Annotated in this window: 25 protein-coding genes; 8 read left to right on the plus strand and 17 right to left on the minus strand. The window is 70.8% G+C overall.

Annotated elements, in window-relative coordinates:
• Window positions 1-7: 7 nt before the first annotated feature.
• Window positions 8-1,147: an HPP family protein gene (locus BY998_RS15065; protein ID WP_181425534.1), complete on the plus strand. Its 1,140-nt coding sequence runs from the start codon at window positions 8-10 to the stop codon at window positions 1,145-1,147.
• A 327-nt stretch (window positions 1,148-1,474) separates the two neighbouring features.
• Here the strand turns inward: BY998_RS15065 and BY998_RS15070 are convergent, their stop codons facing one another.
• From BY998_RS15070 to BY998_RS15110, 9 genes are all read right to left on the minus strand, one after another.
• Complete coding sequence (locus BY998_RS15070; RefSeq protein ID WP_110352428.1) at window positions 1,475-1,738, minus strand: hypothetical protein; 264 nt, start codon at window positions 1,736-1,738, stop codon at window positions 1,475-1,477.
• A 155-nt stretch (window positions 1,739-1,893) separates the two neighbouring features.
• Window positions 1,894-3,054 carry an alpha/beta fold hydrolase gene (locus tag BY998_RS15075; protein WP_110352429.1) on the minus strand — a complete coding sequence of 387 codons (1,161 nt, stop codon included), beginning with the start codon at window positions 3,052-3,054 and terminating at the stop codon, window positions 1,894-1,896.
• A complete protein-coding gene (glpK, locus tag BY998_RS15080) occupies window positions 3,054-4,559 on the minus strand; it encodes a glycerol kinase GlpK (protein WP_110352430.1) in 1,506 nt (501 codons plus the stop codon). Before glpK ends, BY998_RS15075 begins: the two co-directional genes overlap by 1 nt.
• Window positions 4,560-4,644: 85 nt before the next feature.
• The gene (locus BY998_RS15085) at window positions 4,645-5,175 is read right to left on the minus strand and encodes an ankyrin repeat domain-containing protein (RefSeq protein WP_110352431.1); all 531 of its coding nucleotides are present in this window, start codon (window positions 5,173-5,175) and stop codon (window positions 4,645-4,647) included.
• A gap of 75 nt (window positions 5,176-5,250) precedes the next feature.
• A complete protein-coding gene (locus BY998_RS15090) occupies window positions 5,251-5,961 on the minus strand; it encodes a di-trans,poly-cis-decaprenylcistransferase (protein ID WP_110352432.1) in 711 nt (236 codons plus the stop codon).
• A 99-nt stretch (window positions 5,962-6,060) separates the two neighbouring features.
• Window positions 6,061-6,504: a transcriptional regulator gene (locus BY998_RS15095; protein ID WP_110352433.1), complete on the minus strand. Its 444-nt coding sequence runs from the start codon at window positions 6,502-6,504 to the stop codon at window positions 6,061-6,063.
• Window positions 6,491-7,156: a hypothetical protein gene (locus BY998_RS15100; protein WP_110352434.1), complete on the minus strand. Its 666-nt coding sequence runs from the start codon at window positions 7,154-7,156 to the stop codon at window positions 6,491-6,493. The genes BY998_RS15095 and BY998_RS15100 overlap by 14 nt, the downstream gene beginning before the upstream one ends.
• A gap of 77 nt (window positions 7,157-7,233) precedes the next feature.
• The gene (locus tag BY998_RS15105; protein WP_110352435.1) at window positions 7,234-7,716 is read right to left on the minus strand and encodes a VOC family protein; all 483 of its coding nucleotides are present in this window, start codon (window positions 7,714-7,716) and stop codon (window positions 7,234-7,236) included.
• Window positions 7,717-7,741: 25 nt separating this feature from the next.
• Window positions 7,742-8,137, minus strand: a complete 396-nt coding sequence (locus BY998_RS15110) for a DoxX family protein (RefSeq protein WP_110352436.1) — start codon at window positions 8,135-8,137, stop codon at window positions 7,742-7,744.
• A gap of 121 nt (window positions 8,138-8,258) precedes the next feature.
• On the opposite strand from BY998_RS15110, the gene BY998_RS15115 reads away from it, so the two are divergent.
• The gene (locus BY998_RS15115) at window positions 8,259-9,170 is read left to right on the plus strand and encodes a LysR family transcriptional regulator (protein ID WP_110352437.1); all 912 of its coding nucleotides are present in this window, start codon (window positions 8,259-8,261) and stop codon (window positions 9,168-9,170) included.
• A gap of 56 nt (window positions 9,171-9,226) precedes the next feature.
• On the opposite strand, the gene BY998_RS15120 is transcribed toward BY998_RS15115, so the two are convergent.
• Entirely contained in the window at window positions 9,227-9,433 is a 207-nt protein-coding gene (locus BY998_RS15120) for a type II toxin-antitoxin system Phd/YefM family antitoxin (RefSeq protein WP_110352438.1), read from the minus strand.
• A gap of 122 nt (window positions 9,434-9,555) precedes the next feature.
• On the opposite strand from BY998_RS15120, the gene uvrB reads away from it, so the two are divergent.
• From uvrB to BY998_RS15145, 5 genes are all read left to right on the plus strand, one after another.
• Complete coding sequence (gene uvrB, locus BY998_RS15125; protein ID WP_110352439.1) at window positions 9,556-12,306, plus strand: excinuclease ABC subunit UvrB; 2,751 nt, start codon at window positions 9,556-9,558, stop codon at window positions 12,304-12,306.
• A gap of 114 nt (window positions 12,307-12,420) precedes the next feature.
• Entirely contained in the window at window positions 12,421-12,762 is a 342-nt protein-coding gene (locus BY998_RS15130; RefSeq protein ID WP_110352440.1) for a hypothetical protein, read from the plus strand.
• 132 nt (window positions 12,763-12,894) lie between these two features.
• The gene (locus tag BY998_RS15135) at window positions 12,895-13,560 is read left to right on the plus strand and encodes a YidB family protein (RefSeq protein WP_110352441.1); all 666 of its coding nucleotides are present in this window, start codon (window positions 12,895-12,897) and stop codon (window positions 13,558-13,560) included.
• Window positions 13,561-13,584: 24 nt separating this feature from the next.
• The gene (locus tag BY998_RS15140; protein WP_110352442.1) at window positions 13,585-14,319 is read left to right on the plus strand and encodes a glutathione S-transferase; all 735 of its coding nucleotides are present in this window, start codon (window positions 13,585-13,587) and stop codon (window positions 14,317-14,319) included.
• 87 nt (window positions 14,320-14,406) lie between these two features.
• Window positions 14,407-16,794 (plus strand): PAS domain-containing protein, encoded by a 2,388-nt coding sequence (locus BY998_RS15145; RefSeq protein WP_110352443.1) that lies wholly within the window; start codon window positions 14,407-14,409, stop codon window positions 16,792-16,794.
• A gap of 81 nt (window positions 16,795-16,875) precedes the next feature.
• Here BY998_RS15145 and BY998_RS15150 read toward each other — a convergent pair whose 3' ends face one another.
• The 5 genes from BY998_RS15150 to mutM all read right to left on the minus strand — a co-directional run bounded on the left by BY998_RS15150 (window position 16,876) and on the right by mutM (window position 21,611).
• A complete protein-coding gene (locus tag BY998_RS15150) occupies window positions 16,876-18,435 on the minus strand; it encodes a serine hydrolase (RefSeq protein WP_110352444.1) in 1,560 nt (519 codons plus the stop codon).
• 295 nt (window positions 18,436-18,730) lie between these two features.
• On the minus strand, window positions 18,731-19,639 hold the full coding sequence (locus tag BY998_RS15155) for an NAD(P)/FAD-dependent oxidoreductase (protein ID WP_110352445.1): 909 nt from the start codon (window positions 19,637-19,639) through the stop codon (window positions 18,731-18,733).
• Window positions 19,629-20,093, minus strand: a complete 465-nt coding sequence (locus BY998_RS15160) for an Rrf2 family transcriptional regulator (protein WP_110352446.1) — start codon at window positions 20,091-20,093, stop codon at window positions 19,629-19,631. Before BY998_RS15160 ends, BY998_RS15155 begins: the two co-directional genes overlap by 11 nt.
• Before the next feature lie 187 nt (window positions 20,094-20,280).
• A complete protein-coding gene (locus tag BY998_RS15165; protein WP_110352447.1) occupies window positions 20,281-20,502 on the minus strand; it encodes a hypothetical protein in 222 nt (73 codons plus the stop codon).
• 209 nt (window positions 20,503-20,711) lie between these two features.
• Window positions 20,712-21,611 (minus strand): bifunctional DNA-formamidopyrimidine glycosylase/DNA-(apurinic or apyrimidinic site) lyase, encoded by a 900-nt coding sequence (mutM, locus tag BY998_RS15170; protein ID WP_110352448.1) that lies wholly within the window; start codon window positions 21,609-21,611, stop codon window positions 20,712-20,714.
• A 240-nt stretch (window positions 21,612-21,851) separates the two neighbouring features.
• Here mutM and BY998_RS15175 point away from each other — a divergent pair, with 240 nt between their 5' ends.
• Entirely contained in the window at window positions 21,852-22,976 is a 1,125-nt protein-coding gene (locus tag BY998_RS15175) for a carboxylate-amine ligase (protein WP_110352449.1), read from the plus strand.
• A 4-nt stretch (window positions 22,977-22,980) separates the two neighbouring features.
• Here BY998_RS15175 and BY998_RS15180 read toward each other — a convergent pair whose 3' ends face one another.
• Both BY998_RS15180 and BY998_RS15185 read right to left on the minus strand, forming a co-directional pair.
• Window positions 22,981-23,892: a sulfite exporter TauE/SafE family protein gene (locus BY998_RS15180; RefSeq protein WP_110352450.1), complete on the minus strand. Its 912-nt coding sequence runs from the start codon at window positions 23,890-23,892 to the stop codon at window positions 22,981-22,983.
• A gap of 74 nt (window positions 23,893-23,966) precedes the next feature.
• A complete protein-coding gene (locus BY998_RS15185) occupies window positions 23,967-25,556 on the minus strand; it encodes a DUF2235 domain-containing protein (protein ID WP_110352451.1) in 1,590 nt (529 codons plus the stop codon).
• Window positions 25,557-25,601 lie beyond the last annotated feature (45 nt).

Here is a 25,601-nt window from a genome sequence, read left to right on the forward strand (position 1 = left end):
GCCGGGAATGCCCGACACCGTGAGCCCGGAACAGCGCGCTGGAAAACCGCCCAGGTTCCAGCTGTTCAGGCCGATCCTGGCGGGCGCGACCCTCCGCGAGCGTCTGATCGCTTGCCTGGGCGCGCTCGCGGGGATCACGCTGACCGGCCTGATCTGCGGCTGGTTCTTCGGGGAAGGTCCGCACATCCCGCTGATCGTCGCGCCGATGGGCGCGTCCGCGGTGCTGATCTTCGCCGTGCCCGCGAGCCCGCTCGCCCAGCCCTGGTCGGTCATCGGCGGCAACACGATTTCCGCCTTCATGGGGGTGCTCGCCGCCCACCTGATTCCGGATCCGGTGATCGCGATCGGCGTCGGCGTCTCGCTCGCCATCGCGGCGATGTCGCTGACCCGGTCCCTCCACCCGCCCGGCGGCGCCGCCGCCCTGACGGCGCTGATCGGCGGCCCGGCCGTCACCAATGCCGGGTTCACGTTCCCCCTTTTCCCAGTCTGCCTGAACTCGATCATCCTCGTCGTGCTCGGCATCGCCTTCCACAAGATCTCCCGCCGCAACTACCCGCACGTCCCGGCCCCGGCGCCGGTCAACACGCACGGGACCGCGGATCTCCCCGCCCCGCTCCGCGTCGGCTTCCGGCCGGAGGATGTCGACGCGGCCCTGGTCGCCTTCCACGAGACGCTGGACATCGACCGCGCCGATCTCGACCGCCTGCTTCGGCAGGTCGAGCATCAGGCGCTTGTCCGCACGCAGGGCGATCTCACCTGCGACGAGATCATGTCGCGCGACGTCGTCACCATCCGGCCCGGCGACAGCGTCGAGCAGGTACGCAAGCTCCTGATGGCCCACAACATCCGGACGCTGCCGGTGGTCGACGAGGCCGGGCGCCTCCTCGGCACGGTCGGCTTGCGGGAACTGACGCTCCACGGCAAAGCCGGTATCACGGAGCTGATGTCGGAGGCCCGCACGGCGCGACCGGACGAGCCGGTCATCGGCTTGGCCGATGCCCTGACCGACGGCCGCACCCACGCGGTCGTGGTCGTCGCCGAGGACCGGCGCATCCTGGGGATCATCACCCAGACCGACCTGCTCGCGACCCTGACGCGCCTGCTCTCGGCCAAGGCCTTCGCGCCGTCCGCCGCGACGGTGTCGTAGGGCCTACCCGGTCGCGCTGCCTCCAGCAAGGCGCAAGCCGGCCGCATGGCCGATGGGCCGGCCCTCGGAGAGGGATCGTTCGACACAGGTCTAAGGATGTTGGCCCGGTATTTGCGGGCAACTCGGCTTTTCGGGCGCCTCCGCAGGACCGAGCCGATGCACGAGAACCCGCTGCTCCTTCAGCTGCTCTACGCCGCCCTGATGGCGTCGAGCATGATGCTGACATGGCAGGTCCACCGCCTTCGTAAGCCGTGATCGGGCTTTCCGCTCGGCCCGTCGGGCTGGACATCCCCTCGCCGCCGGGGCGCCGGATCCGCCCCCTGAGACTTAGCGCTCGGCCTCGCCCGCGCGTCCGCCCTCGGCGCGCCGCATCGGCTCCGGGGCGGCGGGACGGGCCCTCGCCTCGGCCTTCGCCTCAGGCGTCAGCATCATGCGCCCTTCGTAGCCATCATAGCCGCCGCTGTAGGAAAACCGGTTGAACGCGGCGCGCCGGACCATCTCCTGCGAAGGCTCGCTCTGCCAGGAGCGAAGCGGCGATCTGCGGGCGTGACGCCGCCCCTTCGTCGCCTCGATCGCGGACCGGTCAGGCATTCGAGCGCTCCCTTTCGTTTTGCCGATACAAACATAACCCGGCGCGCCGGCCGTGTTCCAGCCCGCGGCCGCGGCGTTTCCTGCCAAACGACCGACCGATCGCGACAGGCCGCTCGCGACAACGGTCGCGGATGGCCCTCCGTTCGGCCGCAGCCCTATTGCGGGCCGGGGCCCTCCGGGGAGTCTTTGCCCTGCGTCGCCGTCTTGGGATGCCCCAGGAACTCGGCGAGATGGCTCTTCCACAGTTTGGCGAAGCGCAGGGACTGGTGGCCATGCGTCTCGGTCGAGGTCGGCACCAGCACGAAGCGGCCGTCCTTCACCCGGGCCATCGCCGCGTTCATCACGTCGAGCTGGGGCGGGTTCAGCTCGTCGTCGGCGAAGTTCACCGCGAGCACCTTGGCGGTGATCTTTTCCAGATCCGGCGAAGGATCGTAGTCGTAGGAGGAATCGAACCAGTAGAGCCAGTCGTTGGCGTCGGCCTTGTTCTCGTAGCCGGCGACCATCTTGTCGTAGGTCTTGTCGGCGGCCGCGCGGCTGGGTGCCTGCTTCTGCAGGCCGAGCACGCTCTCGGTCATGATGTTGAAGATCGGCAGGATGCGCTCGAAGTTGCGCGGCTGCTCGGTGTACTCGCCGCCCTTCCAGGCGGGATCGGTGCGGATGCCCTCGATCAGCAGGCGCCGCCACAGGGCGTTGCGCCCGCTCACCGGGATCGGCTGGCTCGCCACCGCCATCATCAGGTCCATCGCGCCGGGATAGCGCTCGCCCCACATCCAGGCCTGCATCCCGCCCATGGAGGTGCCGAGCACGAGGCGCAGGTGCTTGACCCCGAGCGCCTCGGTGACGACCCGGTACTGGCCCTCCACTACGTCGCCGTAGCCGTAGCGGGGGAAGCGCGCCTTGAGCCCGTCGGAGGGCTTCGAGGAGCCGCCGCGGCCGATCCCGTCGGGCAGGATCACGTACCAGCGGCGCGCGTCGAGCGGCGCACCCTCGCCGAACAGTTCGGGACCGAGCGTCGGAATGAGGAAGCTCTTTCCGGTGCCGGTGGTGCCGTGCAGGACGAGCACGGCGTTGTCGATCTCGCCGTCCGGGCCGCGATGGGGCGTGCCGAGGGTGGTGTAGTGCAGCTTGAGCTTATCCAGGCTCTCGCCGCTGGCGAATTTGAAGTTCTCGACGACATGGTCGCCCTCCCGCTGGCCGGGATAGGCGGCGGCCGGCGCGGCGATCGCGGCGGACGGGGCGAGGCCGGCGGCCAGCGGCGGCAGGGCCATCGCGGCCGCCAGGAGAACCGTCCGTAGCGAGCGTATCCGAGCACCCATCAAGCGTCCTCCTCGAACCATCCGAACGAACGTTCCACCGCCCGGCTCCAACCGGCATACAACGCGCCGCGCTCGGACGCATCGAGATGCGGATGCCAACGCCGGTCGACCGCCCAGTTGTCCCTGAGATCTTCGAGAGTGCGCCAGAAACCTGTCGCCAGGCCGGCCGCATAGGCCGCGCCCAAAGCCGTCGTCTCCGAAACCTTGGGGCGCAGGGTCGGCCGGTCGAGGATGTCGGCCTGGAACTGCATCAGCAGGTCGTTGACCGTCATGCCGCCGTCGCAGCGCAGCTCCGCGACGGGAATCCCGGAATCGCGCTCCATCGCCTCCAGCACCTCGCGGGTCTGGTAGGCGGTCGCTTCCAGGCAGGCGCGGGCGATGTGGCCCTTGTTGGCGTAGCGGGTGAGCCCGATGATCAGGCCGCGGGCGTCGTCGCGCCAGTGCGGGGCGTAGAGGCCGGAGAAGGCCGGCACCACGTAGACGCCGCCATTGTCCTCGACGCTGCGGGCCAGCCCCTCGATCTCGTTCGAGGCGCCGATCAGCCCGAGATTGTCGCGCAGCCACTGCACCAGGGCCCCGGTGATGGCGATGGAGCCTTCCAGCGCGTAGGCGGGCGCTTGGTCCGCGAGCCGGTAGGCGACCGTGGTGACGAGCCCGGCCGTCGAGGCGACGGGCTCTGGGCCGGTGTTCATCAGGGCGAAGCAGCCGGTGCCGTAGGTGTTCTTGGCCTCGCCCGCGGCAAAGCAGGTCTGCCCGAACAGGGCCGCCTGCTGGTCGCCGAGGATGCCGGCGACGGGCACGCCGGGAAATGGTTCGCGGGCCTCGCCCAGAACGCCGCTGGAGGAGACGATCCGCGGCAGCACCGCCCGGGGAATGCGGAACACGCCGAGCATGGCCTCGTCCCAGTCGAGGCTTTCCAGCGACATCAGCTGCGTACGGCTGGCATTCGTCACGTCGGTGACGTGCAGGCCGCCCTGCGGGCCGCCGGTGAGGTTCCAGGCCAGCCAGGAATCGATCGTACCGAACAGGGCGTTGCCCTCCTCGGCCCTGGCCCGCGCGCCCGGAACACGGTCGAGCAGCCACGCGAGCTTGGAGGCCGAAAAGTAGCTCGCCAGCGGCAGGCCGGTGACGGCGCGGAAGCGGTCGCGGCCGCCGTCGCGGGCGAGCGCGGCCACGTGCCGGTCGGTGCGGGTGTCCTGCCAGACGATGGCGTTGTGCAGCGGCTCGCCGGTGTGCCGGTCCCACAGCACGGCGGTCTCACGCTGGTTGGTGATGCCGATGGCGGCCAGATCCGCCGGGGCGAGCCCGGCCAGGGCCAGCCCCTCGCGCATCACCGCGTGGGTGTTGCGCCAGATCTCCCGCGCATCGTGCTCGACCCAGCCGGGACGGGGGAAGATCTGCTCGTGCTCGCGCTGGGCCTGCGCGAGGATCGTCCCGCGCCGGTCGAACACGATGAAGCGCGTGCTCGTCGTGCCCTGGTCGATCGCCCCGACCGCCTCCGGCATCGCGTTCCTCCCGGCTTTTTCACGCCCGGGACCCGCGCCCGGCGCGCGCTTCGATCCTACACGAGGCGGTCTCCGCCGGAACCGGTCAGCCCCCTTGCGCCCGTTCCAACTGGCTCGGGGTGTCGTTCGCCCCCATCTGCCGGGCCATGTCGGCCGCGCTCATCCCGGAGGCGTCGCGCTTGCCCGGGTCGGCGCCGTGGGCGAGCAGCAGCTCGACGATCTCGGTGCGGTCGAACATCGCCGCCACCATCAGCGCCGTGCGGCTGCCGTCGCCCGCCCCGTCGACCTGCGCGCCGCGCTCCAGCAGCAGCCGGACGATGGACGCGTCGCCCTTGAAGGCCGCCCCGGCGAGCGGCGTCTGGCCCCGGTCGTTGGCGAGTTCGGGATCGCCCCCGGCCTCCAGGATGACGCGGGTGGCCGCCTCCTGGCCGTTATAGGCGGCGAGCATCAAGAGGCTGTCGCCCTTGTCGTTGCGCAGGTTCGCCGGCAGGCCCTGGCCGAACAGCTCGGCCAGCTCGTCGGCATGGCCCATCCGGGCATACTGGAAGACGCGGGCGGCGAAGGCGAGGGTCTCGTCGTCGAGAGCCGGCGGTGCGGCGTTCGGATCGGCCTGCATGGTGCTCTTCGAGGCTTCGTGGCGGGGTCGAACCCGAGCATGTGGCGCCGTCCGCGGCTTCGTCCAGCGCTGGCCTCAGGCGGCTTCGGGCAGGCCGGGCCGATTCAAACCCCCGAAGCGCCGGTCGCGGGCGGCAAAGTCGCCGACCGCCGCGGCAAGGTCGGCGGCGCTGAAATCCGGCCACATCCGGTCGGTGAAGTGCAGCTCCGCATAGGCCGCCTCCCAGAGCAGGAAGTCGGAGAGGCGCTTCTCGCCGCCCGTGCGGATCAGCAGGTCGACGTCGCCATCCGCGCCCAGCGCACAGGTCAGGCCCTCGCGGCTGAGGCCCTCGGGGCCGAGACGGGCGGCGGCCGCGAGGATGGCGTCGCGCGAGGAGTAGTCGACGGCGATGCGCAGGTGCAGGCGGTCGCCGGAGGCGGTGGCGGCCTCGGCGCGGACCATCGCCTCCGGGATGCCCGCGGGCAGCCGATCGCGGCGGCCGATCACCGAGAGTCGCGTGCCGGTGCGGGCGAGCCGCTCGGTCTCGCTACGCAGATAAGCCCGCAGCAGCCGCATCAGACCGCCGACTTCCTCGGCCGGGCGGCGCCAGTTGTCGCTGGAGAAGGCGTAGAGGGTGAGCGTCCCGATGCCGAGATCCGGTGCGGCCTCGGCCACCCGCTGGATCGTCTTGACCCCGGCCCGGTGACCCGCGCTTCGGGGCAGGCCGCGGCTGCCGGCCCAGCGGCCGTTGCCGTCCATGATGATCGCCGCGTGGAGACCGGATCTGCGATCGAGAGGGCTTTGCATCGTAAAGTCTCCGGACGGCGGAAGGCAGTGGGTTGAGGATGGTGGGATGAGGATGGTGGAGGAGGTCGGCGGGTCGGGGTTCGAAGGTCTCCCGCCGAGTCAGGCGGGTTCGGCGAGTCCGGATCGGTTGTGGCCGGTGGGACGTTCGCCCTCGGCCGGCTGGCTTCGGCCGGCCGGGGTCTGCGAGCCCGCGCTCTTTTCCGGTCGGCCTGCGGCCTTGGCGGCGTCGCGCACCACCTGCTCCAGCACCCCGAGATAATCGAGGAAGCGGGTGCGCCCGGAGGGCGTCAGGCGGCAGAGGGTCTGCGGGCGGTTCTGGTCGTAGCCCTTCTCCAGGCTGACGAGGTCGGCTTCCTGTAGCACCGCGAGGTGGCGGCTGAGATTGCCGTCGGTGAGCCCGCACAGGCGCTTGAGGTCGGGGAAGGCGAGGCCGCGGGGATGCGAGACCAGGGAGGTCAGCACCGAGAGCCGCGCCCGCTCGTGGATGATCCGGTCGAGCCCCTCGTAGGAGAAGCGGGCCTCGGGCCGCTCAGAGGTCGGCATCGGCGTCTCCGTCGGTGCACCCGTCGGCCAAGCCCTCGCCGTGACCGGACTGGCGGTGGATGAGGATTGCGAGCAGCCCCTGGCCGACCGCGAAGGGCAGGCCCATCAGCCACGGCGAGAGGTGGCGCGTCTCGCTGGCGAGCGCTAGCACCGCCAGCCCGGCGAGCAGGTACCACGCGGCGGCCAGCGGAACGGTGCGGGGCAGGATGCGGGCGGAGGCGAACAGGCCGAGCCCGACCAGCACCTGCCAGAGGCCGGGCAGCATCCAGAGCTGGTCCGGCGCGAAGCGGGCGAAGACGAGCCCGAGGCACAGTCCCGCCCCGCCCGCGGGCAGAAAGCTCTCGATGGCGTTGAACACCATGGCGTCGGCAAGGCCCGAATGGACTTGGCGCGAGCGGCGCACCGCCTCGAAGCCGATCAGGATGCAGGCGGTGACGGCGGCGGCGATCCACAGTCCGAAGAAGGCGACCGGCCGGGCCGTCGGGTCGTCGAAGAGCAGGGCCTGCCCCCCCGCGACGACGAGGGCGAGGATGCCGGTCGCGGCCAACGTCGCCGCGCCGAGGCCGCGGAAGGCCGTGTCCCGGGCGATCTGCATCCGGATCGCCACGATGTCGGCGAGCGCCCGGTCGAGGTCGCCGTGAGTGTCACGCATGGAGCTGGTCTTCCCGCGCCGGACGAACTTTGCATTGCAAAGTACACGCGGCCGCAGAGCCGTCAAGCTGGGAAGCGTCAGGCGTCCGCCCGCAGGCCCACGAGGTCGAGCCGGCGGGTGACCATGGCGAGATCGCCCCGCCCGTCCCGCGGCCACTCGGCCTCCGGTCGGTCGCGGTACAGTTCGACCCCGTTTCCGTCCGGATCGCGCAGGTACAGCGCCTCGGACACGCCGTGGTCGCTGGCCCCGTCGAGGGGGAGGCCGGCCGCCTCGACCCGGCGCAGCGCGTCGGCCAGCGCCGCCCGGGTCGGGTAGAGGATCGCGAGGTGGTAGAGACCGGTCGTGCCGGGCGGCGGCGGGGTGCCGCCCGCGCTCTCCCAGGTGTTGAGGCCGATATGGTGGTGATAGCCGCCGGCCGAGACGAAGGCGGCCTGGGCACCGAAGCGCTGCATCAGAGCGAAGCCGAGCACGCCGCAATAGAAGTCCAGGGCCCGTTCGAGATCGGCCACCTTGAGGTGAACGTGGCCGATGCGGGTACCGGGATGGATCGGTTCGCTCATGGTCCCTCTCCCGATGGGTTCCGTTTCACGCCCGCCGCAGGGCGTAGGCGCCGTCGCCGAGCCCGGCCTGGACCAGCAGCATGATCGCCCAGAAGCCGGCGAACTCCCAGCCGCCGCCCGGATTCTGCGCGAAGAAGCCGTTGGCGCCGTGCACGGTGACGATGGCGCCGATCAGGATCGGGACCAGAGCCAGGGCGACGAAGCGGGCATAGAGGCCGAGGATCAGGGCGAGGCCGCCGGCGGCTTCGGCAGCGATCACCGCGTAGCCGAAGGCGGGCGGCAGGCCGAGCGAGCCGAAGAAGGCGGCGGTGCCCGCGGGCGTGAACACGAACAGCTTCAGCCCGGCATGGGCCAGAAACAGGCCGCCGAGGGTGAGCCGCAGCAGCAGGGCGGCGTAGGGGGCAGTGCGGGTGTCGGTCATGCTCGTCTCGAAGATGCGCCGCGGTCGCGGCCTTTGCGGTGACCGGACCATGCCCTTCTCGCGCGATTGCGATAATCCGCGTTCGCTGCCATTCACCTCACTCTGAGAGTGTGAGGTTGTCGTGCTCGACCGCGTGACGGGAATGGAGGTCTTCCGCCGCGTCGCCGCACTCGGCAGCTTCTCGGCCGCCGGGCGGGCGCTCGGCCTGTCGCAGACCGGGGTGACCAAGCACGTCGCGGCCCTGGAGGCGCGGCTCGGTACGCGGCTGCTGCATCGGACGACCCGCCGCCTGACGCTCACCGAAACCGGCCGAACCTATCTGGAGGCCTGCGAGCGCATCCTCGCCGAGATCGACGAGGCGGAGGCGGCGGTCGGTGCCGAAGGGGTCGAGGCCCACGGCACCCTGCGGCTCAACGTGCCGCTCTCCTTCGGCGTGCGGGAGATCGCCCCGGCACTCGCGGCGTTCTCCGCCGCGCATCCGGCCCTGACGATCGAACTCGGGCTCAACGACCGGCGGGTCGACCTGATCGAGGAGGGGTGGGATCTCGCCGTGCGGATCGGGACCCTCGCCGATTCAGGGCTGATCGCCCGGCGTCTTACATCCAGCCGCCTCGTGGTCTGCGGCGCGCCCGCTTATTTCGAGCGGCACGGCATGCCGCGCCGGCCCGAGGAACTGAAGAACCACAATTGCCTGGGCTACACCCTGTCGGATTCCAGTGGCTGGCGCTTCGGCGAGCAGGCCTACCCGGTCTCGGGGAACCTGCGGGCGCCGAACGGCGCCGCCCTGACGGCCGCGGCCGTGGCCGGCCTCGGGCTGATCTACCAGCCGACCTTTCTGGTGGCGCAGGCCCTGCGGGCGGGAACGCTCGTCCTCCTCGATTTCGGCGTCCCCTCCCCGGTCCTGCCGATCCACGCCCTGATGCCGCCGGGCCGGCGCCCGGCCAAGACGCGCGCCTTCGTGGAGTTTCTGGCGCATCGGTTCGCGGGCGAACCCGCCTGGGAGCGGGATCTGCCGGCGGCTTTGCGCTGGTAAGAGCGATCAGACACGCCGGATTGGGCCAGGATAGCGGCCGACGAGTGCGCCGGAGGTCAGGAGCGTGATGCCTTGTCGTTCGGCGCCGAGACCTGCCCGGCGAGGAAATCGAGGCGTGGCCTCCGCGGCGGCTCGACGTCTGCGGGCACGACCCGGACCACGGGCCGTCCGTTCTCGGCGATCACGAACGGTTCACCGCCCGACGCCGCCTCGATCAGCCGCGACAGATCCGCCTCGGCCTCGCGGAGGCTGACCGTTTTCATGACGGTCTCCCTGCTATGAGAACGGTCGGACGCTGGCCTGGGCCTAAATCAGCCGCAAGCATCGTCGATCTTGGGCTCTCCGAACTCTTCCTGAGACCGCCCGACGAGCCCATATTGCCGCCATGCCCGCACCCAAGACACCGCGCGTGAGCCCGGCCAAAGCATCGGCCGAGGCGACCCCGAAGACGATTTCGAAAACGACTTCGAAGACGGCGGCGAAGGCCGACCGGCCCGAGCTGATGCCGCTCGACGAACATCTCGCCGCGCTGCTCAACCCGGCCCTCAACCGCAACCGCCCGAAGGCGGTCGAGCCCGTGCCGGAGCCGCCCCGGAAGGGACGCGGACAGAAGGGTGAGGCCAAGGCCTACAAGAAAATCGCGCAGGACGGCTTCGCCGAGGCGCCGCAGGCGGGCTTCGCCATCGGGGACGCCGCCGATGTCGATCCGCGGCTGGCCCAGGCGCTCGGCCTGATCCCGCCCGACGACGGACCGGCACCCGAAGCCGCGCCGCAGGACGACGCGCCCTCGCTCGCCACCGAGGGTGTTTCCGCCACCGTCGAGGCGCTGGAACGGCTCCTGACCGAGGGCAACCCGCTGTTCAAGAACGGCGAGGCCTGGGTGCCGCACCGTCCGGAGCGGCCGGCCAAGTCCGAGGGCGGCGTGAAGTTCACGCTGAAATCCGAGTTCACGCCCGCCGGCGACCAGCCCACCGCCATCGCCGCCCTGGTCGAGGGCGTGAGGACGGCAGAGCGCGATCAGGTGCTGCTCGGCGTTACGGGCTCCGGAAAAACCTTCACGATGGCCAAGGTCATCGAGGAGACGCAGCGCCCCGCCCTGATCCTGGCGCCGAACAAGACGCTGGCCGCGCAGCTCTACGGCGAGTTCAAGAGCTTCTTTCCCGACAACGCGGTCGAGTACTTCGTCTCGTACTACGATTATTACCAGCCCGAGGCCTACGTCCCGCGCTCGGACACCTTCATCGAGAAGGAATCCTCGATCAACGAGCAGATCGACCGGATGCGCCACTCGGCCACCCGCGCCCTCTTGGAACGGGACGACGTCATCATCGTCGCCTCGGTCTCGTGCATCTACGGTATCGGCTCGGTCGAGACCTACACGGCGATGTCGTTCACCGTGTCGCTCGGCGAGCGGATCGAGCAGCGCCAGCTCATCGCCGACCTCGTGGCGCTCCAGTACAAGCGGATCCAGTCGGACTTCGCCCGCGGCACCTTCCGGGTACGCGGCGACGTGATCGAGCTGTGGCCGGCCCACTTGGAGGATCGCGGCTGGCGCATCGGCCTGTTCGGCGACGAGATCGAATCCATCGTCGAGTTCGATCCCCTGACCGGCAAGAAGCTCAACGAGCTGAAGTTCGTCAAAGTCTACGCGAACTCGCACTACGTCACGCCGCGTCCGACCCTCCAGCAGGCGATCAAGGGCATCAAGACGGAGCTCAAGCTCCGCGTCGAGGAGCTGACCCGGATGGGCCGCCTGATCGAGGCGCAGCGGCTGGAGCAGCGCTGCACCTTCGACATCGAGATGATCGAGGCGACGGGTGCCTGCAACGGCATCGAGAACTATTCGCGCTACCTCACCGGCCGCAAGCCCGGCGAGCCGCCGCCGACCCTGTTCGAGTACCTGCCCGACAACGCCCTCGTCTTCACCGACGAGAGCCACGTCACGGTTCCGCAGATCGGCGGCATGTACAAGGGCGACTTCCGGCGCAAGGCGACGCTGGCCGAGTACGGCTTCCGCCTGCCCTCCTGTCTCGACAACCGCCCCCTGCGGTTCGAGGAATGGGACGCGATGCGCCCGCAATCGGTCCACGTCTCGGCGACCCCGGCCAAGTGGGAGATGGAGCGCACGGCCGGCGTCTTCGCCGAGCAGGTGATCCGCCCCACCGGCCTCGTCGATCCGGTGATCGAGATCCGCCCGGCCCGCTCCCAGGTGGACGACCTGTTGGGCGAGGTCCGCGCCGTGGCCCAGGCCGGCTACCGCACGCTGGTCACCACGCTGACCAAGCGCATGGCCGAGGACCTGACCGAGTACCTGCACGAGAACTCGGTGCGGGTGCGCTACATGCACTCCGACATCGACACCCTGGAGCGCATCGAGATCATTCGCGACTTGAGGCTGGGTGCATTCGATGTCCTCATCGGCATCAACCTGCTGCGGGAGGGCCTCGACATCCCCGAATGCGCGCTCGTCGCCATCCTGGATGCCGACAAGGAAGGCTTCCTGCGCTCCGAGACCTCGCTGATCCAGACCATCGGCCGCGCGGCCCGCAACGCGGAGGCCCGCTGCATCCTCTACGCGGACAACATCACCGGCTCGATGGAGCGGGCGATGGCCGAGACCGAGCGGCGCCGCCAGAAGCAGCTCGCCTATAACGAGGAGCACGGCATCACGCCGCAATCGGTCAAGCGCGGCATCGCCGACATTCTGGAGAGCGTCTACGAGCGCGACCACGTCCGCGTCGATACGGGGCTGGCCAAGGACGCGATCACCGTCGGGCACAATCTCAAGGCCGTCATGGCCGACCTCGAGAAGCGGATGCGTGCGGCGGCCGCCGATCTCGACTTCGAGGAGGCCGCGCGGCTGCGCGACGAGCTGAAGCGCCTCCAGGCGACCGAGCTGATGGTCTCCGACGACCCCATGGCCCGTCAGGCCGACGTGGAGCGCGAGGCCGGGCGTTACGGGCAGAAGGGCAGCCGCATCTCGAAGCCCACCCTCGACAACATGGGCCCGGGCACCGATCGCGAGCTGCCGGCCGACGCCGTGCCCTGGCAGGAGCGGCCCAAGGCCCGCTCGACGCAGGGGCTCGGCGGCCAGAAGCCCCGCTACAAGGGCGGTGGCGGGCGCAAGCGCGGCTGAACCGGGGGGCAAGACCACCCGCCCATTGCGGAACCTCGGCCGCTGGACGGGGATTGGCTCCTCAGATCCCGCTTCCGCCCGCGCGGCGGCGGCGCAGCCGACGGAGCCGAAGCCATGCGAGTCCTGTCCTCACGCCGCCGCGCCGCCGCGGGCGCCCTTCTCGGCGGGCTGATCCTGTCGGCGAGCGCGGCGCCCGCCCTCGCCCAGAGCGTGGCCAATCCCAACGATCAGCCCACCGCCGGCACCCTGCCCTCGGGTACGGACACCGTGCGGGGCAACGACCGCGCCGCCGAGCGTCCGACCGCCAACGTCTCGCCGCCGAGCGCGATCCGGTCCACGACCTCGGTGGTGGCGGACGGCAAGAGGACGGACGGCAAGAGGATGAGCGGCAAGACAACCCTCACCAATCCGAGCGACCACCTGTCCAAGTCCTTCCGCTCGAGCCTGGAGAACTAGGCCGCATCACCGCGCGGGGCCTCGACCGCCCGGCGCATCCCGTGATCCCCGGATCACGGGAGACGGAACGCATGGAAGCCGTCTCGGGCCCGCGCCGCCGGGCGATCGAGCGAGAGCTGCGGGAGAACGGGCATGGGTCTGCTGGATCAAGTCATCGGCGGCGTCGTGGGACAGGTTCTGGGGGGCGGGCGCGGCGGGGCGCTGGCCTCGCCCGTGGTCAAGGCGCTGCTCATGCTGCTGCTGGCGAAGGGTGCAAGCGGCGGGCTCGGCGACATTCTCGGGCGCGGACGTGGCGAGCCCGAGGGGAATCCTCACTCCGGCCCGGGAGCGGATGACGGCGATCTTGGCGGGTTCGGCCAGGGCCGGCGCGGCGAGCCGTTGGCGCGGGACGACCTGTCCGGGGGTGATTTCGGCGACCTCGCCGGCATGCTCGACGGCCCCGGCGGTGCGTCCGGCAGCCGCTCGCCGGGGGACGGCCCCTATGCCGGCCTCGACCGGGAGCCGGAGGACGGGGGCGGCCCCGTCGCGGGCGGGCTCGACGGCCTGATCCAGAGCTTCGAGCGGAGCGGGCTCGGCGACGTGATCGGCTCCTGGATCGCTCAAGGTCCCAACCGGGAGATCCCCCCGAACCGCCTTGCCGACGCCCTCGGCCCCGGCACGGTCGATGATCTCAGCCGCGAGACCGGCTTGAAGCGCGAGGATCTGCTGGCCCAGCTCGCCCAGGCCCTGCCCGGCGTGATCGACGCCCTGACACCCCAGGGGCGCGCGCCGGACCGCGCGGAACGCGACGGCTGGTAGAGCCGGTCGCGGCAGGACGGCACCATGGCTTACGAACTCCACTATTGGCCGATGATCCCCGGGCGCGGCGAGTTCGTGCGGCTTGCCCTCGAACAGGCCGGCGCGGATTACGTCGATGTCGCCCGCCTGCCCGAGGCGGAGGGCGGCGGCATCGAGGCCATGATGGACCGCTTGGAGGACGAGCCGCTGCGCCCGCCCTTCGCGCCGCCCTTGCTCAGGGACGGCGATCTCGTTATCGGACAGACCGCGGCGATCCTGCTCTATCTCGGCCCCCGCCTCGGCCTCGTCGGCGCGAGCGAGGCCGACCGGATCTGGACGCACCAGATCCAGCTGACGATCGCCGACATGGTGGCGGAAGCCGACGACACCCACCATCCGATCGCCGCGAGCCTCACCTACGAGGAGCAGCAGGCGGAGGCGCGGCGGCGCGCGGACGATTTCTGCGAGGGCCGCATGCCGAAGTTCCTGGGCTGGTTCGAGCGGGTGCTCGCCCGCAACCCGGCGGGTCCGGAGCATCTGGCCGGCGCCGCGCTGAGCTATGCCGATACCTCCCTGTTCCACCTCGTCGAGGGCCTGCGCTACGCCTTTCCGAACGCGGCCGGCCGCGCCCTGGAGCAGACGCCGCGGGTCGCCGCCCACGCGGCCCGTGTCGGGGCGCTGCCGCGGATCGCGGCCTACCGCGCCAGCGACCGACGCCTGCCCTTCGATGAGCAGGGCATCTTCCGGCACTATCCGGAGCTCGATCGTGCGTCATCGTAAGGTGGCGGGTGCAGCGGAAATGCGACGGTTCGGTTAAACGGTCGCGCTTGCGCCGTCCCGTGGCGTGTTACACTCCCGACTGTGAGCATGACCGAGAGCCCGTATCGCCGCATCGAGGAGCTGGAAGCCGAGTTGGTGCGCCTGCGAGCGGGCGAAACCTCTGCCGACCCGGCTCGTGACGCTTTCCGCGCGGCGCAGGACCATCTCGCCCGGGCGCAGGACGCTGCCGGGATCGGCATGTTCACCCTCGATCTGCGCGCGGGCGTGCTGCATCCGAGCCCCGCTTTCTGCCGCCTTCACGGCCTGGACGCGTGCGAGAGCCATCCCTTCTCGGTCTTCGCGCAACGGATCGCGTCGGAGGATGCCGCGGCCCTGCCCTCGCCCGAGGAGCCGGCGGCGCGGGAGGTGATCTACCGCGTGCGCAACCGCGCCACCGGCGCGTTCCGCTGGCTCGCCCGCACCGTCGAGGTGGAGCGCGACGCCGACGGCCGGCCGGTGCGGATCTCGGGCGTGGTGCGGGACGTGACCGAGCAGCGCGCACAGCGCACGGCCCTGGCCGAGAGCGAGCAGCACTACCGCACGCTGTTCGAGCAGATGGACGAGGGTTACTGCGTCATCGAGTTCCTCGATGGTCCCCATGGGCCGTTGAGCGACTACGTCCACGTGGAGGCCAACCGCGCCTACGCGCAGCATGCCGGCATCGAGAACGTGGTCGGGCAGCGCCTGCGCGCGATGGTCGGCGACGAGGCCGACGGCTGGGTCGAGCTCTACGGCGGCGTGCTGCGCACCGGCCGGCCGATCCGCTTCCAGCGCGAGCTCGTCGCCACGGGCCGCTACCTCGAACTCGCCGCCTTCCGCATCGAGCCGCCCGAGCGGCGGCAGGTGGCGGTCCTGTTCCAGGACATCACCGCCCGGCGCCGCGTCGAACACCTGCTCCATTCCAAGACCGCCGACCTGGAGGCGGAGGTGGTGGCGCAGAGGCGCGACCGCGACCGGGTCTGGACGCTCTCGCCGGTCCTCAAGGTCGTGGCCCTGCCCGACGGACGGATCGAGGCGGTGAACCCCTCGTGGAGCCGGGCTCTGGGCTGGTCGCCGGAGGAGACGGTCGGACGGCTCGTCTCCGAATTCTTCGCTCCCGAGGAGCGCGAGACGGCAGGCCACACGTTGGAGCGGCTCGTGGCGGGCGCTTCGGCCGATCTCGAACTGAGCTGCCTGCCCAAGGAGGGCGGCGCCCGCCGGGTGCTCTGGACCTTCGTGCCCGCCGACGGCCTGCTCTACGGCTTCGGCCGCGACATCACCGAGCAGCGGCTGGCCGAGGATGCCCTGCGCCAGTCGCAGAAGCTGGAGGCGGTGGGTCAGCTCACCGGGGGCGTGGCCCACGACTTCAACAACCTGCTCACCATCATCCGCTCCTCGGTGGAGTTCCTGCGCCGGCCGGATCTCGCCCCGGAGCGTAAGGGCCGCTACCTCGACGCGGTCTCCGACACCGTGGACCGGGCGGCCAAGCTCACCGGCCAGCTCCTCGCCTTCGCCCGGCGCCAGGCGCTCAAACCCGAGACCTTCGACGTGTGCGAGCGGCTGCGCAGCATCTGCGAGATGCTCGACTCCGTGACCGGCGCGCGCATCCGCGTGGTGACCGACCTGCCCGGCGAGCCCTGCTACGTCCGGGCCGATGCGAGCCAGTTCGAGACCGCGCTCGTCAACATGGCCGTCAACGCCCGCGACGCCATGGACGGCGAGGGCCGGCTCACCCTGCATCTCGACGGCGGCGCGCCGATGCCGCCCATCCGCGGCCATGCGGGGGCGAGAGGCCCCTTCGTCGCGGTCTCCGTCTCCGATACCGGCAGCGGCATCGCCGCGGCGGATCTCGGGCGCATCTTCGAGCCGTTCTTCACCACCAAGGAAGTGGGCAAGGGCACAGGCCTCGGCCTCTCCCAGGTGATCGGTTTTGCCAAGCAGTCGGGCGGGGACGTGGACGTGAGGAGCCGCGCGGGCGAGGGCACGCGCTTCACCCTCTTCCTGCCCCAGGTCGCCGCGCCCGCGCAGGCCCCTGCCCTCACCGAACCGAGGCCGGAGACGGGCGAGACGGCGCGCCTCGCGATCCTCGTGGTCGAGGACAACCTCGAAGTCGGGCGCTTCTGCACGCAGATCCTGGAGGAACTCGGCCACCGCCCGGTCTGGGCCGAGAACGCCGAGGCCGCCCTGGAGGAACTGGAGCGCGCCGAGGACGCCTTCGACGCCGTCTTCTCCGACGTGGTGATGCCCGGCATGGGCGGCATCGCCCTGGCCCGCCTCCTGCGCGAGCGCTACCCGACCCTGCCGGTGGTGCTCACCTCCGGCTACAGCCACGTTCTGGCCCAGGACGACGCCCACGGCTTCGAATTGCTACGCAAGCCCTACTCGGCGGCGGAGCTGGCGCGGGTGCTGCAGGAGACGGCGGGGCGGCGGGCGAAGCGCGAGACGGCGGTGATCTAGCGGCGCAAGCCTGACGCGCGGCAGCCCCTCCCGAGGGACCGCCCCGAGGAAGGATCCCGGCTCGGCCTCGCGCAGAAGCGCTCACTCGCTCGGCCGATCGAGCGTGCCGAGACCGTTCGCGTTCAGTGCATCCACCGTCACGGCGGCAGCCTTCCCGCCGCTTCCGACGGCGAAGCGGATCGCGGACGGATTGTCGGGGGCCTCCGCATCCGGGAAGCAGAGGAAGACATCGCGATCGAAGTGCCGCAACGGATAGGTCCGCGCGCCGCCGGGCCCGAGCGTCAGGGTCAGGCGACCATCGACCTCCGCCACCTCGGCGTCGCCGACATACGCGTTGGCGTAACGGCCCGCATAGGCCGACAGGGACAGCGCGGCCGAGGCATTTGCAGGAATCCGCTCGTAGACGGCACGGTTCGCCGCCACGCTCGGCGCGAACATGCTCGTGTAGGCCTTGCCCCATTCCTTCAGCCAATCCTTGCGGATCCGGCCATCGAAGACGAGGTCCGCGAAGCTGTCGGCAAGGCCTTCCGGAACGCCCGAGGGGAAAGCGTTCGTCAGCAAGACGATGCCGAGCTTCGCCTCCGGATGGATCGAGACGAGGGTCTGCGCGCCGACGCTGAAGGCGCCGGCGTGGCCCCAGACGAGACCGTGGCGGCCGTACTCGACATTCCAGCCCAGGCCGTAGAACGAAGCGCCCCCGGTCACGGGATTGGAGCCGCGTGCCGTGAGCGGCACATGCGTCTGAGCGAGCGCCGCCTCGGAAACGAGTTGCCTGCGCTCGAAACGGCCGTTGCCGATTTCGAGCCGCATCCAGCGGGCGAGATCGCGGATGGTGGAGCTGACGCCGCCGGCCGGGGCCTGCGCGTCGGGATTCCGCCTGACCCTGGCGGTCCACGCGCCGTCGAGCCTGACATGAAGCGCCGCACGATCGACGCGACTCAGGAAACCGTCCTGCGTCGTGCTCGTGGATGTCATGCCCAGAGGGCCGAAGAGCTTTTCGCGCGCCACGGCGTCCCAGGACCGGCCGGTCGGCCGGGCGGCGGCGCCGGCGCCCTCCGTGAAGCCGAAATTGCTGTAGGCGTAGCCAGCCCGGAAGCTGGAGGACGGTCGCACGAGGCGCAGCCTGCGAAGGATCTCGTCGCGATCGTAGCCGATATCCTCCAGGTCATCTCCGGCCCGGCCCGGCAAGCCGCTGCGATGATTGAGAAAGTCCCGCACGGTGACCTGCGAGGTCGAGTAGGGTTCGTGAAGCTGAAAGGTGGGATCGAGATCGGCGATGCGGGAATTCCAGTCGACGACACCCTCGCTCACGAGAGCCGCCACGACGGTCGAGGTCACGGGCTTGGACAGGGACGCGATCTGAAAGACCGTCTCCGGCCCGACCCGGTCGGGCTTCCCGACCTCCCTGAGGCCGAAGCCTTTCAGGAAGAGCGTCTCGTCGCCGTAGACCACCGCAATCGCGAGGCCCGGGACTTCGCCCGCGTCGATGGCTTGTTGCGCCAGCGCTTCGAGGGCCGGCAGCTTCGCCTCGACCTGCGCGCGAGTGAGGCTCTGGCCGAACGCGCTTCCCTGACCACCCCAAACGGCGCCGAGCATCAGGCAGGCATGGACCATGAACCGACGCGATCGAAGCCGCTGCATCTGATCTTCGATCCCACCGAGGATGGACCGGGTGAAGAGAATCGCACCGCGTCCACATCCGAGCCTATCGCCTCGCCACCCGCTGGCAAACCGAAACCAGTCGAAGGAATCGAGGGAGCATCACCCTCATCTGCGTCCATCTCGATGGATAAGCACCGATCGCCTGTCGGGAGCAGGCCGGTCCGAATTGTCTTCAGACAAAGACAATAACGGGGCGGCGGATATCCATGGTGGGGAGGGCTGACCCGGCAGCAGGATCCAAGGGCCCGACCGCGTCCGATCGGCCCTGTCCCCCTCACGCCGCCAGACGCGGAAACACCAGCGACTGGTGCAGTGAGACCCCGGCCGTGACGCCGTCGGCCGAGGCCCAGGCCACGCTGTGCGGGGAGCGGGCGACATCGCCCGCGGCGTAGACGCCCGGGATCGTGGTCTCCTTCGTGGCCTCGGTGCGGATCATCGGCCCGAGCAGCCCCTCGTCCACCGCGCAGCCGAGTTGCTCGGCGATCGGGCTGTTCAGGCGGTGGCGTGGGCCGACGAACAGCGCGTCCAGGGCGAGGCTGCGGCCGTCGACCATGAGCGCGGCGGCAAGGGCCGAGCCGTCGCCCGCGAGCGCCCGGACGGGGCCGGGCTCGATGTCGACGCCGCGGGCCGCGAGGCGCGCGCAAGCGTCCGCCTCGGGCATCGGATTCCCGTCGAGGAAGAGCGTGGTCGGTCCCCATTCGGCGACCAGCGCGGCCTGATGCAGCGAGATCGGGGCGGCGTACAGCACGCCGAGACGACGGCCGGCGAACTCGAAGCCGTGGCAATAGGGACAGTGCAGCACGCTCGTGCCCCAGCGCTCCGCCAGCCCGGGCAATTCGGGCAGGATGTCCGAGATGCCGAAGGCCAGGACGAGCTTGGCTGCCGCGAGGCGTTCCCCGCTCGCGAGCGTGACGCGGAAGCCGTCGCCCTGCACTTGCGCCGCGCTCGCCGTGTCCGTGACGAGGCTCGCGTTCGGATAGGTCGCGAGCTGCGCGCGGGCCGTTGCGATCATCGCGAGCGGGTTCTGCCCATCCTGCGCGAAGAAGCCGTGCGAGGCCGCCGCGAAGCGGTTGCGCGGGGCGCCGGCATCGACCACGCAGACCCTGCGGCGGGCGCGGGCGACGTAGAGCGCCGCCGACAGGCCGGCGAAGCTGCCGCCGAGGATCACCGCATCATAGTGCATGGGTCGTCTCCGGATTGACCTCGCCGCCGCGCGCGGCGAGGCGGGCATGGAAGTCGGCGCTGAGGGCCGCCAGCGTGATGCGGCCGAACTGGGCCATCAGCAGCGCCTCGGCCTCGCGGAAGGTCTCGTCCATCGCCGCGTTGACCGCCTGCTCGACGAGGCAGCCGGGCGCCTCCGTGCGGTGGCCCATGGCGAAGACCTCGGGGGCGCCGAGTGCCTGATAGATGTCGCGCAGGGTCACGGTTCGAAGGTCGCAGGCGATCCGCCAGCCGCCGCCATGCCCCTTCTCCGAGCGGACGTAGCCCCGGTCGCGCAGGCCGGCCATGATGCGGCGAACGACGACCGGATTGGTCCCCATCACGCCCGCGAGGAGTTCGGAGGTCACCGGTCCCTCCATCTCCGCCATGTGCAGCAGGACGTGGAGGACGCCCGAAAGCTTGCTGTCGCGTCTCATGTAACTTTTCATGTTTCATGAGACGCGGCCTGTCAAGCGCGCCGCTTCAGCCGTTGCGACCGCTGGAACGGGTTGAGCCGGTCCGTCGGAGGCGTGCCCCCCGCAACGAAAAAGGCCCGCCGGAGGGGCGGGCCTTCCTCGGCGCGTCGCCCGGCTTTTCGCCGGACGCGCCCGTATCCGAAAACGGTTACTGGCCGGCGGGCTTGTTGGCCGGGGCCGTGGCGGGCGGATTGGTGGGGGCCGTCGTCGCGCCGCCGGCCGGCGGGGTCGCGGGCGGCGAGGCGGGCGCGGTGGTCGTGGTGCTGGCCGGCGGCGTGGTCGTGCCGGTGGTGTCCTTCTTCTCGTCCTTGCAGGCGGCGAGGCCGAGCGCGAGCAGGCCGAGGACCGGGAGGAGCTTCATGGCACGCATGGGTGTTTCTCCGTATCGTTGTGCCTCCGAAGTACCGCCGATGGGACGGCGCAACCGGAGATCGAGAACGGGCTTTGCCGTCTGTGGCAAAGCTGAAACACAAAGCCGTGCGGAACCGTTCCGGCCGTTGGCGCCCCCGTGCCCAGGAAACGGGCAGTCGCGGGCCGATTTCGCGAAAATATAAGTGGGATGAAAACGCTGCGCCGGTTTCAGCGGGCGGGCAGGATCTGGCAGGTCTCGCAGAAGAAGGTCGAGCGGCCCCCCTGCACGATCCGCCCGACGCGCCCGGTGCAACCCCGCGTCGGGCAGGCATGGCCGACGCGGTCGTAGACGCGAAAGCCGTGCTGGAAGGCGCCCCGCTCCCCGTCCGGCCGGGCATAGTCGCGCAGGGTCGAGCCCCCGGCGGCCACCGCCTCGGTGAGCACCGCCTTGATCTCGCCGACGAGCTTCTTCGCCTTGGGCGTCGGGGCGCCGTCGGGCTTGGCCAGCGCGCCCGCGGCAAGGGCCGGGTGGAGCCCCGCCCGGTGCAGGGCCTCGCAGACGTAGATGTTGCCCAGGCCCGCGATCAGGCGCTGGTCGAGCAGGGCGGCCTTCAGCGGCGTGATCTTCTTCGCGAACAGGCGCGCGAGCCGGTCCGCGTCGAGCGCGTCCGAGAGCGGTTCGACGCCCATCCCGGCGAAGTGGCGGCAGGTCTCGAGCCCGTCCGTGGCCACGAGGTCCATGAAGCCGAAGCGGCGCACGTCGTTGTAGGTCACGGTCGCCCCGTTGTTGAGCGCCATCACCACGTGGTCGTGCTTGGGGCTGCCCAGCGCGCCCTCAAGGTAGAAGTCTCCGGGCGAGAGGTTCGAGCCGTCGGGCAGGTGCACGTCGAAGCGCCCGCTCATGCCCAGATGCAGGATCAGGCTCTCGCCGGAATCGAGCGAGGCCGTGAGGTATTTCGCCCGCCGCGCGAGGTCGAGCACGGTCGTGCCCTCCAGCCGCTCGGCGAAGCGCTCGGGGAAGGGGAAGCGCAGGTTCGGCCGGCGCAGGGTCACGCGGGCGAAGCGCGCGCCGACCATCGCGGGGGCAAGGCCCCGGCGCACGGTTTCGACTTCGGGCAACTCGGGCATGGTGGCTTGTGTCGAAGCGTCTCTGGGAATCGGAAGAGCTGTAGCCCCCTCCCCGGCCCCCGCGCGAGCCCCGGCGGGTGTCGCGCAGCCGCCACGGTGTCGCGGGGCCCGGCCGCGCGCCGCGCGGGGCGGAACCCCGGGGCGGGCAAATCGCTTGCTCACTGCCAAGTCTTTTCGCGCAAACCGGTTCTTCGCGGCCGCCGGTCCGGCGGCGCGTCAGCGTTTTCGGAGACGCAGGGAATGAGTGCCCATTCGTACCGGTTCGGAATCGAGGAGGAGTACTTCCTTGCCGATGCCGAGACCCGCGGCACGCCGCGCCGCTCCGTGGCGCCGTTCCATCAGGCGGCCGGCGAGCGCCTCCCCGAGATCGGGCGCGAACTGCTCCAGTGTCAGGTCGAGGTTTGCACCCCGCCCTCCGAGGAATTTCCCGCCGCCCACGCCTCGCTCCTGCGCCAGCGCCGCGCGCTCGCCGAACTGGCGCAGGAACACGGGCTCCTCGTCTTCGCGGCGGGCACCCACCCCATCGCCGACTGGGCACGGCAATTGCCGACCAAGGGGGACCGCTATCGCGGCATCCTGCGCGATGTCGGCCTCGCCGGGCGGCGCAGCCTGATCTGCGGCATGCATGTCCACGTGGAGGTGGCCGATCCCGGCGGGCGCGTCGCGCTGATGGACCGGCTTCTGCCGTTCCAGCCGCTGCTCCTCGCGCTGACCGCCTCCTCGCCCTTCTGGCAGGGTAAGCCCACGGGCCTGTCCGCCTATCGCCTCAGCGCCTTCGGCGAACTGCCCCGCACCGGCCTGCCGGACCTGATGGGCGACATGGCGGCCTACGAGCGCTACGTGCGCATCATGACCAATGCCGGCTCCATCCAGGATGCGAGCTTCCTGTGGTGGAGCCTGCGCCCGTCCGCGAAGTTCCCGACGCTCGAACTGCGCATCGCCGATTCCTGCACCCGGCTCTCCGATGCCATCGTCATCGCCGCGTTGTTCCGCTGCCTCGTGCGGCTGGTGGAGCGCCGGCCCGACATCCATGCGGGGCTCACCGGCGTCTCCCGGGCGATCGCTGCGGAGAACCTGTGGCGGGCCCAGCGCAGCGGCGTCGAGGCGGAACTGATCGACGAGACCGCCGAGCAGGCTTTCCCCTTCCCCGAGGCGCTCGACACCCTGCTCTCGCTGATCGCCGAGGATGCGGAGGCGCTCGGCTGCACGGCCGAGGTGGCCGATGCCCGCCGGATCGTTCGGGAGGGCACCAGCGCCGACCGGCAGATCGCCGCGTTCGAGGAAGCCCGCGGCGGCGACACCAGCAACCGTCAGGCCCTCGACGCGGTGGTGGATTGGCTCGCCGAGACCACCCGGGCCGGCTGACGCCTCAGCCGAACAGCCCGGCGAGATTGACGAGGCTCAGGCCCGCGATCAGCAGCCCCACGACGACCATCAGCGCCCGCGCCGGGATCACCCGCACGAGCAGGGCGGCGATGGGCGCCGCGAACAACCCGCCGAGGACGAGGCCGGCGATGGTGGTCCAGTGGGTCAGACCGCCGAGCAGGGTGAAGGACAGCCCGCTCGCCAGCGCCACGAAGAACTCCGCCGCGTTGACCGAGCCGATGGAGGTGCGTGGATCCTGCCCGCCGCCGACCAGGGTGGTCGTCACCACCGGCCCCCACCCGCCCCCGCCGACGGCATCGACGAAGCCGCCGCCGAGCGCCAGCGGCACCACCGCCCGGGGCGGTTCGCGCCGGACCTTCAGGGTGCGGAACGCCTTCGAGAGTACGTAGAGCCCCATCAAGAGTAGGTAGACCGCGACGAAGGGCTTGATCGTATCGCCGTCGATCGAGGTCAGCAGCGTCGCGCCCGCCACCGCGCCGATCACGCCGGGGATCAGCAGACGTCGGAACAGCGCGCCGTCCACGTTGCCGAGGCGCCAGTGCGACAGGCCGGAAAAGGCGGTGGTGAAGATTTCCGCCACGTGGACCGAGGCCGAGGCGGCGGCTGGCGGCACGCCGGTCGAGAGCAGGAAGGTCGTGGAGGTGATGCCGTAGGCCATGCCCAGCGCCCCATCGACGGTCTGCGCGGCAAGGCCGACCGCGACGGCGGTCCAGAAGCCGCGGCTCGACAGGCCTTCGGCCACGGCGTGGGGCGCTCCCTCGCCGCCCAGGAGGCGCAGGAGCAGCGGCGCCGCGGCGACGACGATCAGGGCCAGGGCGGCGAGCGCCGCGAGGATGATCGCGCGCGGCGGGCCGAACTTCGTCGGCCGCGCGGTGGCGGAGGGCGTGTCGGCCATCGGAGGCGGTCCGTGTGGATGCGAGCCGAGCGCGGAGCCTGCCGGGACGAGGCGAGGCGTCGCGCTTCCGAGGATCAACGCGGCCCGTGGCCAAAATCTCCATCGTCCCCGTTCGTCGGGCTGTCCATCTCCGTTCCGGCGGGATCGGTGTCGGCGGATGGGCAGACGGGATCGATCCGCGACAGGCCGGGCTGCGGACGGTCGCGCAAGGTCAGCCCCAGCGCCGCCGGGTCGTCGGGCAGGAGCCTGAGCACGGCGAGGCCGCACGGGTCGCCCTCCGACCTGCTGCGGGGAATGCGCTCCCCGTTCCAGTCGACCACGCAGAGTTCGGGCTCGGAGACGGCGCCATCCGGCAGCGTGCGGGCGAACGGCTCCCAACGCCCCCGGATGGCCGGACTGGCCGCGCCGTAGGTCGCGGCGATGGCCGGCAGGGCCGCGACGAGGTTGCGCGGCCGGTAGGGCACGGGCCGACCCTCGCCCTCGAAAGTGATGCCCTGGGATCGGTGGAGCAGTTCGAGCGCGCCGATATGGACCGCCTCATCGATCGGTTCGGCGTGCGGCATCGTGCCGACGGCCCGGGTCCCCTTCTCCGCGAGCGGCGGAATCTGGTTGATGCAGCGCGCGGCCCGGCGGTGGCGGGTGATGCGGGGCCAGGGCCGGTGGATCGTCGCCGCGGTCGCTGCCGGCAGATCGATCCGGAGCGGCCTGCGCCCCGTGTCCTCGAATTCCGCGAAGTGCAGGCCCGGCGTCAGCGCCTTCACCCGGGCGATCATCCAGGCCAGGGCGAGTTCCTCGCGGCCGCGCCGGACGAGCCCCTCGCGGGTCCAGTCGGCATAGCCGCCGCCGATATCGGCGTGGGCGCCGGGAAACCAGACCTGCTCGATCACGGCCCCGACATCGCGCTTGAACTTCGGCTTCTGCCAGAGGGCGGCCTCGAAGGAGCGGCGGCGCTCGTCGATGGCCACGGCGTGCAGGCTGACATCGACGATGGAGGAGAGTTCCGTGTTGTGGAAGGCGTACTTCTCCGCATTCGCCGCGCGGAAGCCGTCGAGCGGCACACCCAGGGCGCCGACGGTGTCGAACACGCCGAGGCAGGCGACCCGGAGGGCTTTGCGGTCGAACACGTGCGGTTCGAGGGCGAACCACTCGGCGCAGTAGCGATCCTGCGGCTTGCGGCGGTAGTGGCGCCACGCACGGAGCTCCGTTTCCGGCGTGCAGGAGCGCGGCTTCAGCAGCCCGACCGCGGACAGGAAGCCCACGAGCGTGCGCGCGGTGAAGGCGCCGCGCGAGAAACCGAAGACGTAGATTTCGTCGCCCTCGGCGTAGTGTTCGGTGAGGAAGCGGTAGGCCTGCCGGATGTTTCGGTCGAGACCTTTGCCGAACACGCCGCCCTTGAGAGGATCGAGCCAAGCGCCCGTGCCGACGCCGCGATCGTAATAGACCACGTACTCGATGAAACGGCCGTTCTCCTCGATGATCGATCCGGTTGCCCGCGAGCCGCCTGCCTGGACGGATTGCGGGGGATGCGCCGCCAGCGCCTCGTCGACGCCGATCTTCAGGATCTCGCGCATCCGCACGATGTTGGTCGGCGGATGCTCATCATCGTCCTTGTTCCAGGTTCCATCCAGGAACAGCACGAGGCGGCGGTGCGGTCTCGACGGCATGGCGGCAGATCTTCGACGCAGACCGTCGATGATTGATGCGTACAG

It is taken from the genome of Methylobacterium sp. B4, from assembly GCF_003201865.1.
Taxonomy (GTDB): domain Bacteria; phylum Pseudomonadota; class Alphaproteobacteria; order Rhizobiales; family Beijerinckiaceae; genus Methylobacterium.

Bases quoted from the DNA above. Each gene is read 5' to 3' on its own strand.
- BY998_RS15100 (WP_110352434.1), bottom strand. From the start codon at position 7,156: ATGCGTGACACTCACGGCGACCTCGACCGGGCGCTCGCCGACATCGTG.
- BY998_RS15155 (WP_110352445.1), bottom strand. From the start codon at position 19,639: ATGCACTATGATGCGGTGATCCTCGGCGGCAGCTTCGCCGGCCTGTCG.
- mutM (WP_110352448.1), bottom strand. From the start codon at position 21,611: ATGCCCGAGTTGCCCGAAGTCGAAACCGTGCGCCGGGGCCTTGCCCCC.
- BY998_RS15135 (WP_110352441.1), top strand. From the start codon at position 12,895: ATGGGTCTGCTGGATCAAGTCATCGGCGGCGTCGTGGGACAGGTTCTG.
- BY998_RS15145 (WP_110352443.1), top strand. From the start codon at position 14,407: ATGACCGAGAGCCCGTATCGCCGCATCGAGGAGCTGGAAGCCGAGTTG.
- BY998_RS15140 (WP_110352442.1), top strand. From the start codon at position 13,585: ATGGCTTACGAACTCCACTATTGGCCGATGATCCCCGGGCGCGGCGAG.
- BY998_RS15110 (WP_110352436.1), bottom strand. From the start codon at position 8,137: ATGACCGACACCCGCACTGCCCCCTACGCCGCCCTGCTGCTGCGGCTC.
- BY998_RS15180 (WP_110352450.1), bottom strand. From the start codon at position 23,892: ATGGCCGACACGCCCTCCGCCACCGCGCGGCCGACGAAGTTCGGCCCG.
- BY998_RS15165 (WP_110352447.1), bottom strand. From the start codon at position 20,502: ATGCGTGCCATGAAGCTCCTCCCGGTCCTCGGCCTGCTCGCGCTCGGC.
- BY998_RS15130 (WP_110352440.1), top strand. From the start codon at position 12,421: ATGCGAGTCCTGTCCTCACGCCGCCGCGCCGCCGCGGGCGCCCTTCTC.
- BY998_RS15105 (WP_110352435.1), bottom strand. From the start codon at position 7,716: ATGAGCGAACCGATCCATCCCGGTACCCGCATCGGCCACGTTCACCTC.
- glpK (WP_110352430.1), bottom strand. From the start codon at position 4,559: ATGCCGGAGGCGGTCGGGGCGATCGACCAGGGCACGACGAGCACGCGC.
- BY998_RS15150 (WP_110352444.1), bottom strand. From the start codon at position 18,435: ATGCAGCGGCTTCGATCGCGTCGGTTCATGGTCCATGCCTGCCTGATG.
- BY998_RS15120 (WP_110352438.1), bottom strand. From the start codon at position 9,433: ATGAAAACGGTCAGCCTCCGCGAGGCCGAGGCGGATCTGTCGCGGCTG.
- BY998_RS15075 (WP_110352429.1), bottom strand. From the start codon at position 3,054: ATGGGTGCTCGGATACGCTCGCTACGGACGGTTCTCCTGGCGGCCGCG.
- BY998_RS15175 (WP_110352449.1), top strand. From the start codon at position 21,852: ATGAGTGCCCATTCGTACCGGTTCGGAATCGAGGAGGAGTACTTCCTT.
- uvrB (WP_110352439.1), top strand. From the start codon at position 9,556: ATGCCCGCACCCAAGACACCGCGCGTGAGCCCGGCCAAAGCATCGGCC.
- BY998_RS15090 (WP_110352432.1), bottom strand. From the start codon at position 5,961: ATGCAAAGCCCTCTCGATCGCAGATCCGGTCTCCACGCGGCGATCATC.
- BY998_RS15070 (WP_110352428.1), bottom strand. From the start codon at position 1,738: ATGCCTGACCGGTCCGCGATCGAGGCGACGAAGGGGCGGCGTCACGCC.
- BY998_RS15065 (WP_181425534.1), top strand. From the start codon at position 8: ATGCCCGACACCGTGAGCCCGGAACAGCGCGCTGGAAAACCGCCCAGG.
- BY998_RS15160 (WP_110352446.1), bottom strand. From the start codon at position 20,093: ATGAGACGCGACAGCAAGCTTTCGGGCGTCCTCCACGTCCTGCTGCAC.
- BY998_RS15185 (WP_110352451.1), bottom strand. From the start codon at position 25,556: ATGCCGTCGAGACCGCACCGCCGCCTCGTGCTGTTCCTGGATGGAACC.
- BY998_RS15085 (WP_110352431.1), bottom strand. From the start codon at position 5,175: ATGCAGGCCGATCCGAACGCCGCACCGCCGGCTCTCGACGACGAGACC.
- BY998_RS15095 (WP_110352433.1), bottom strand. From the start codon at position 6,504: ATGCCGACCTCTGAGCGGCCCGAGGCCCGCTTCTCCTACGAGGGGCTC.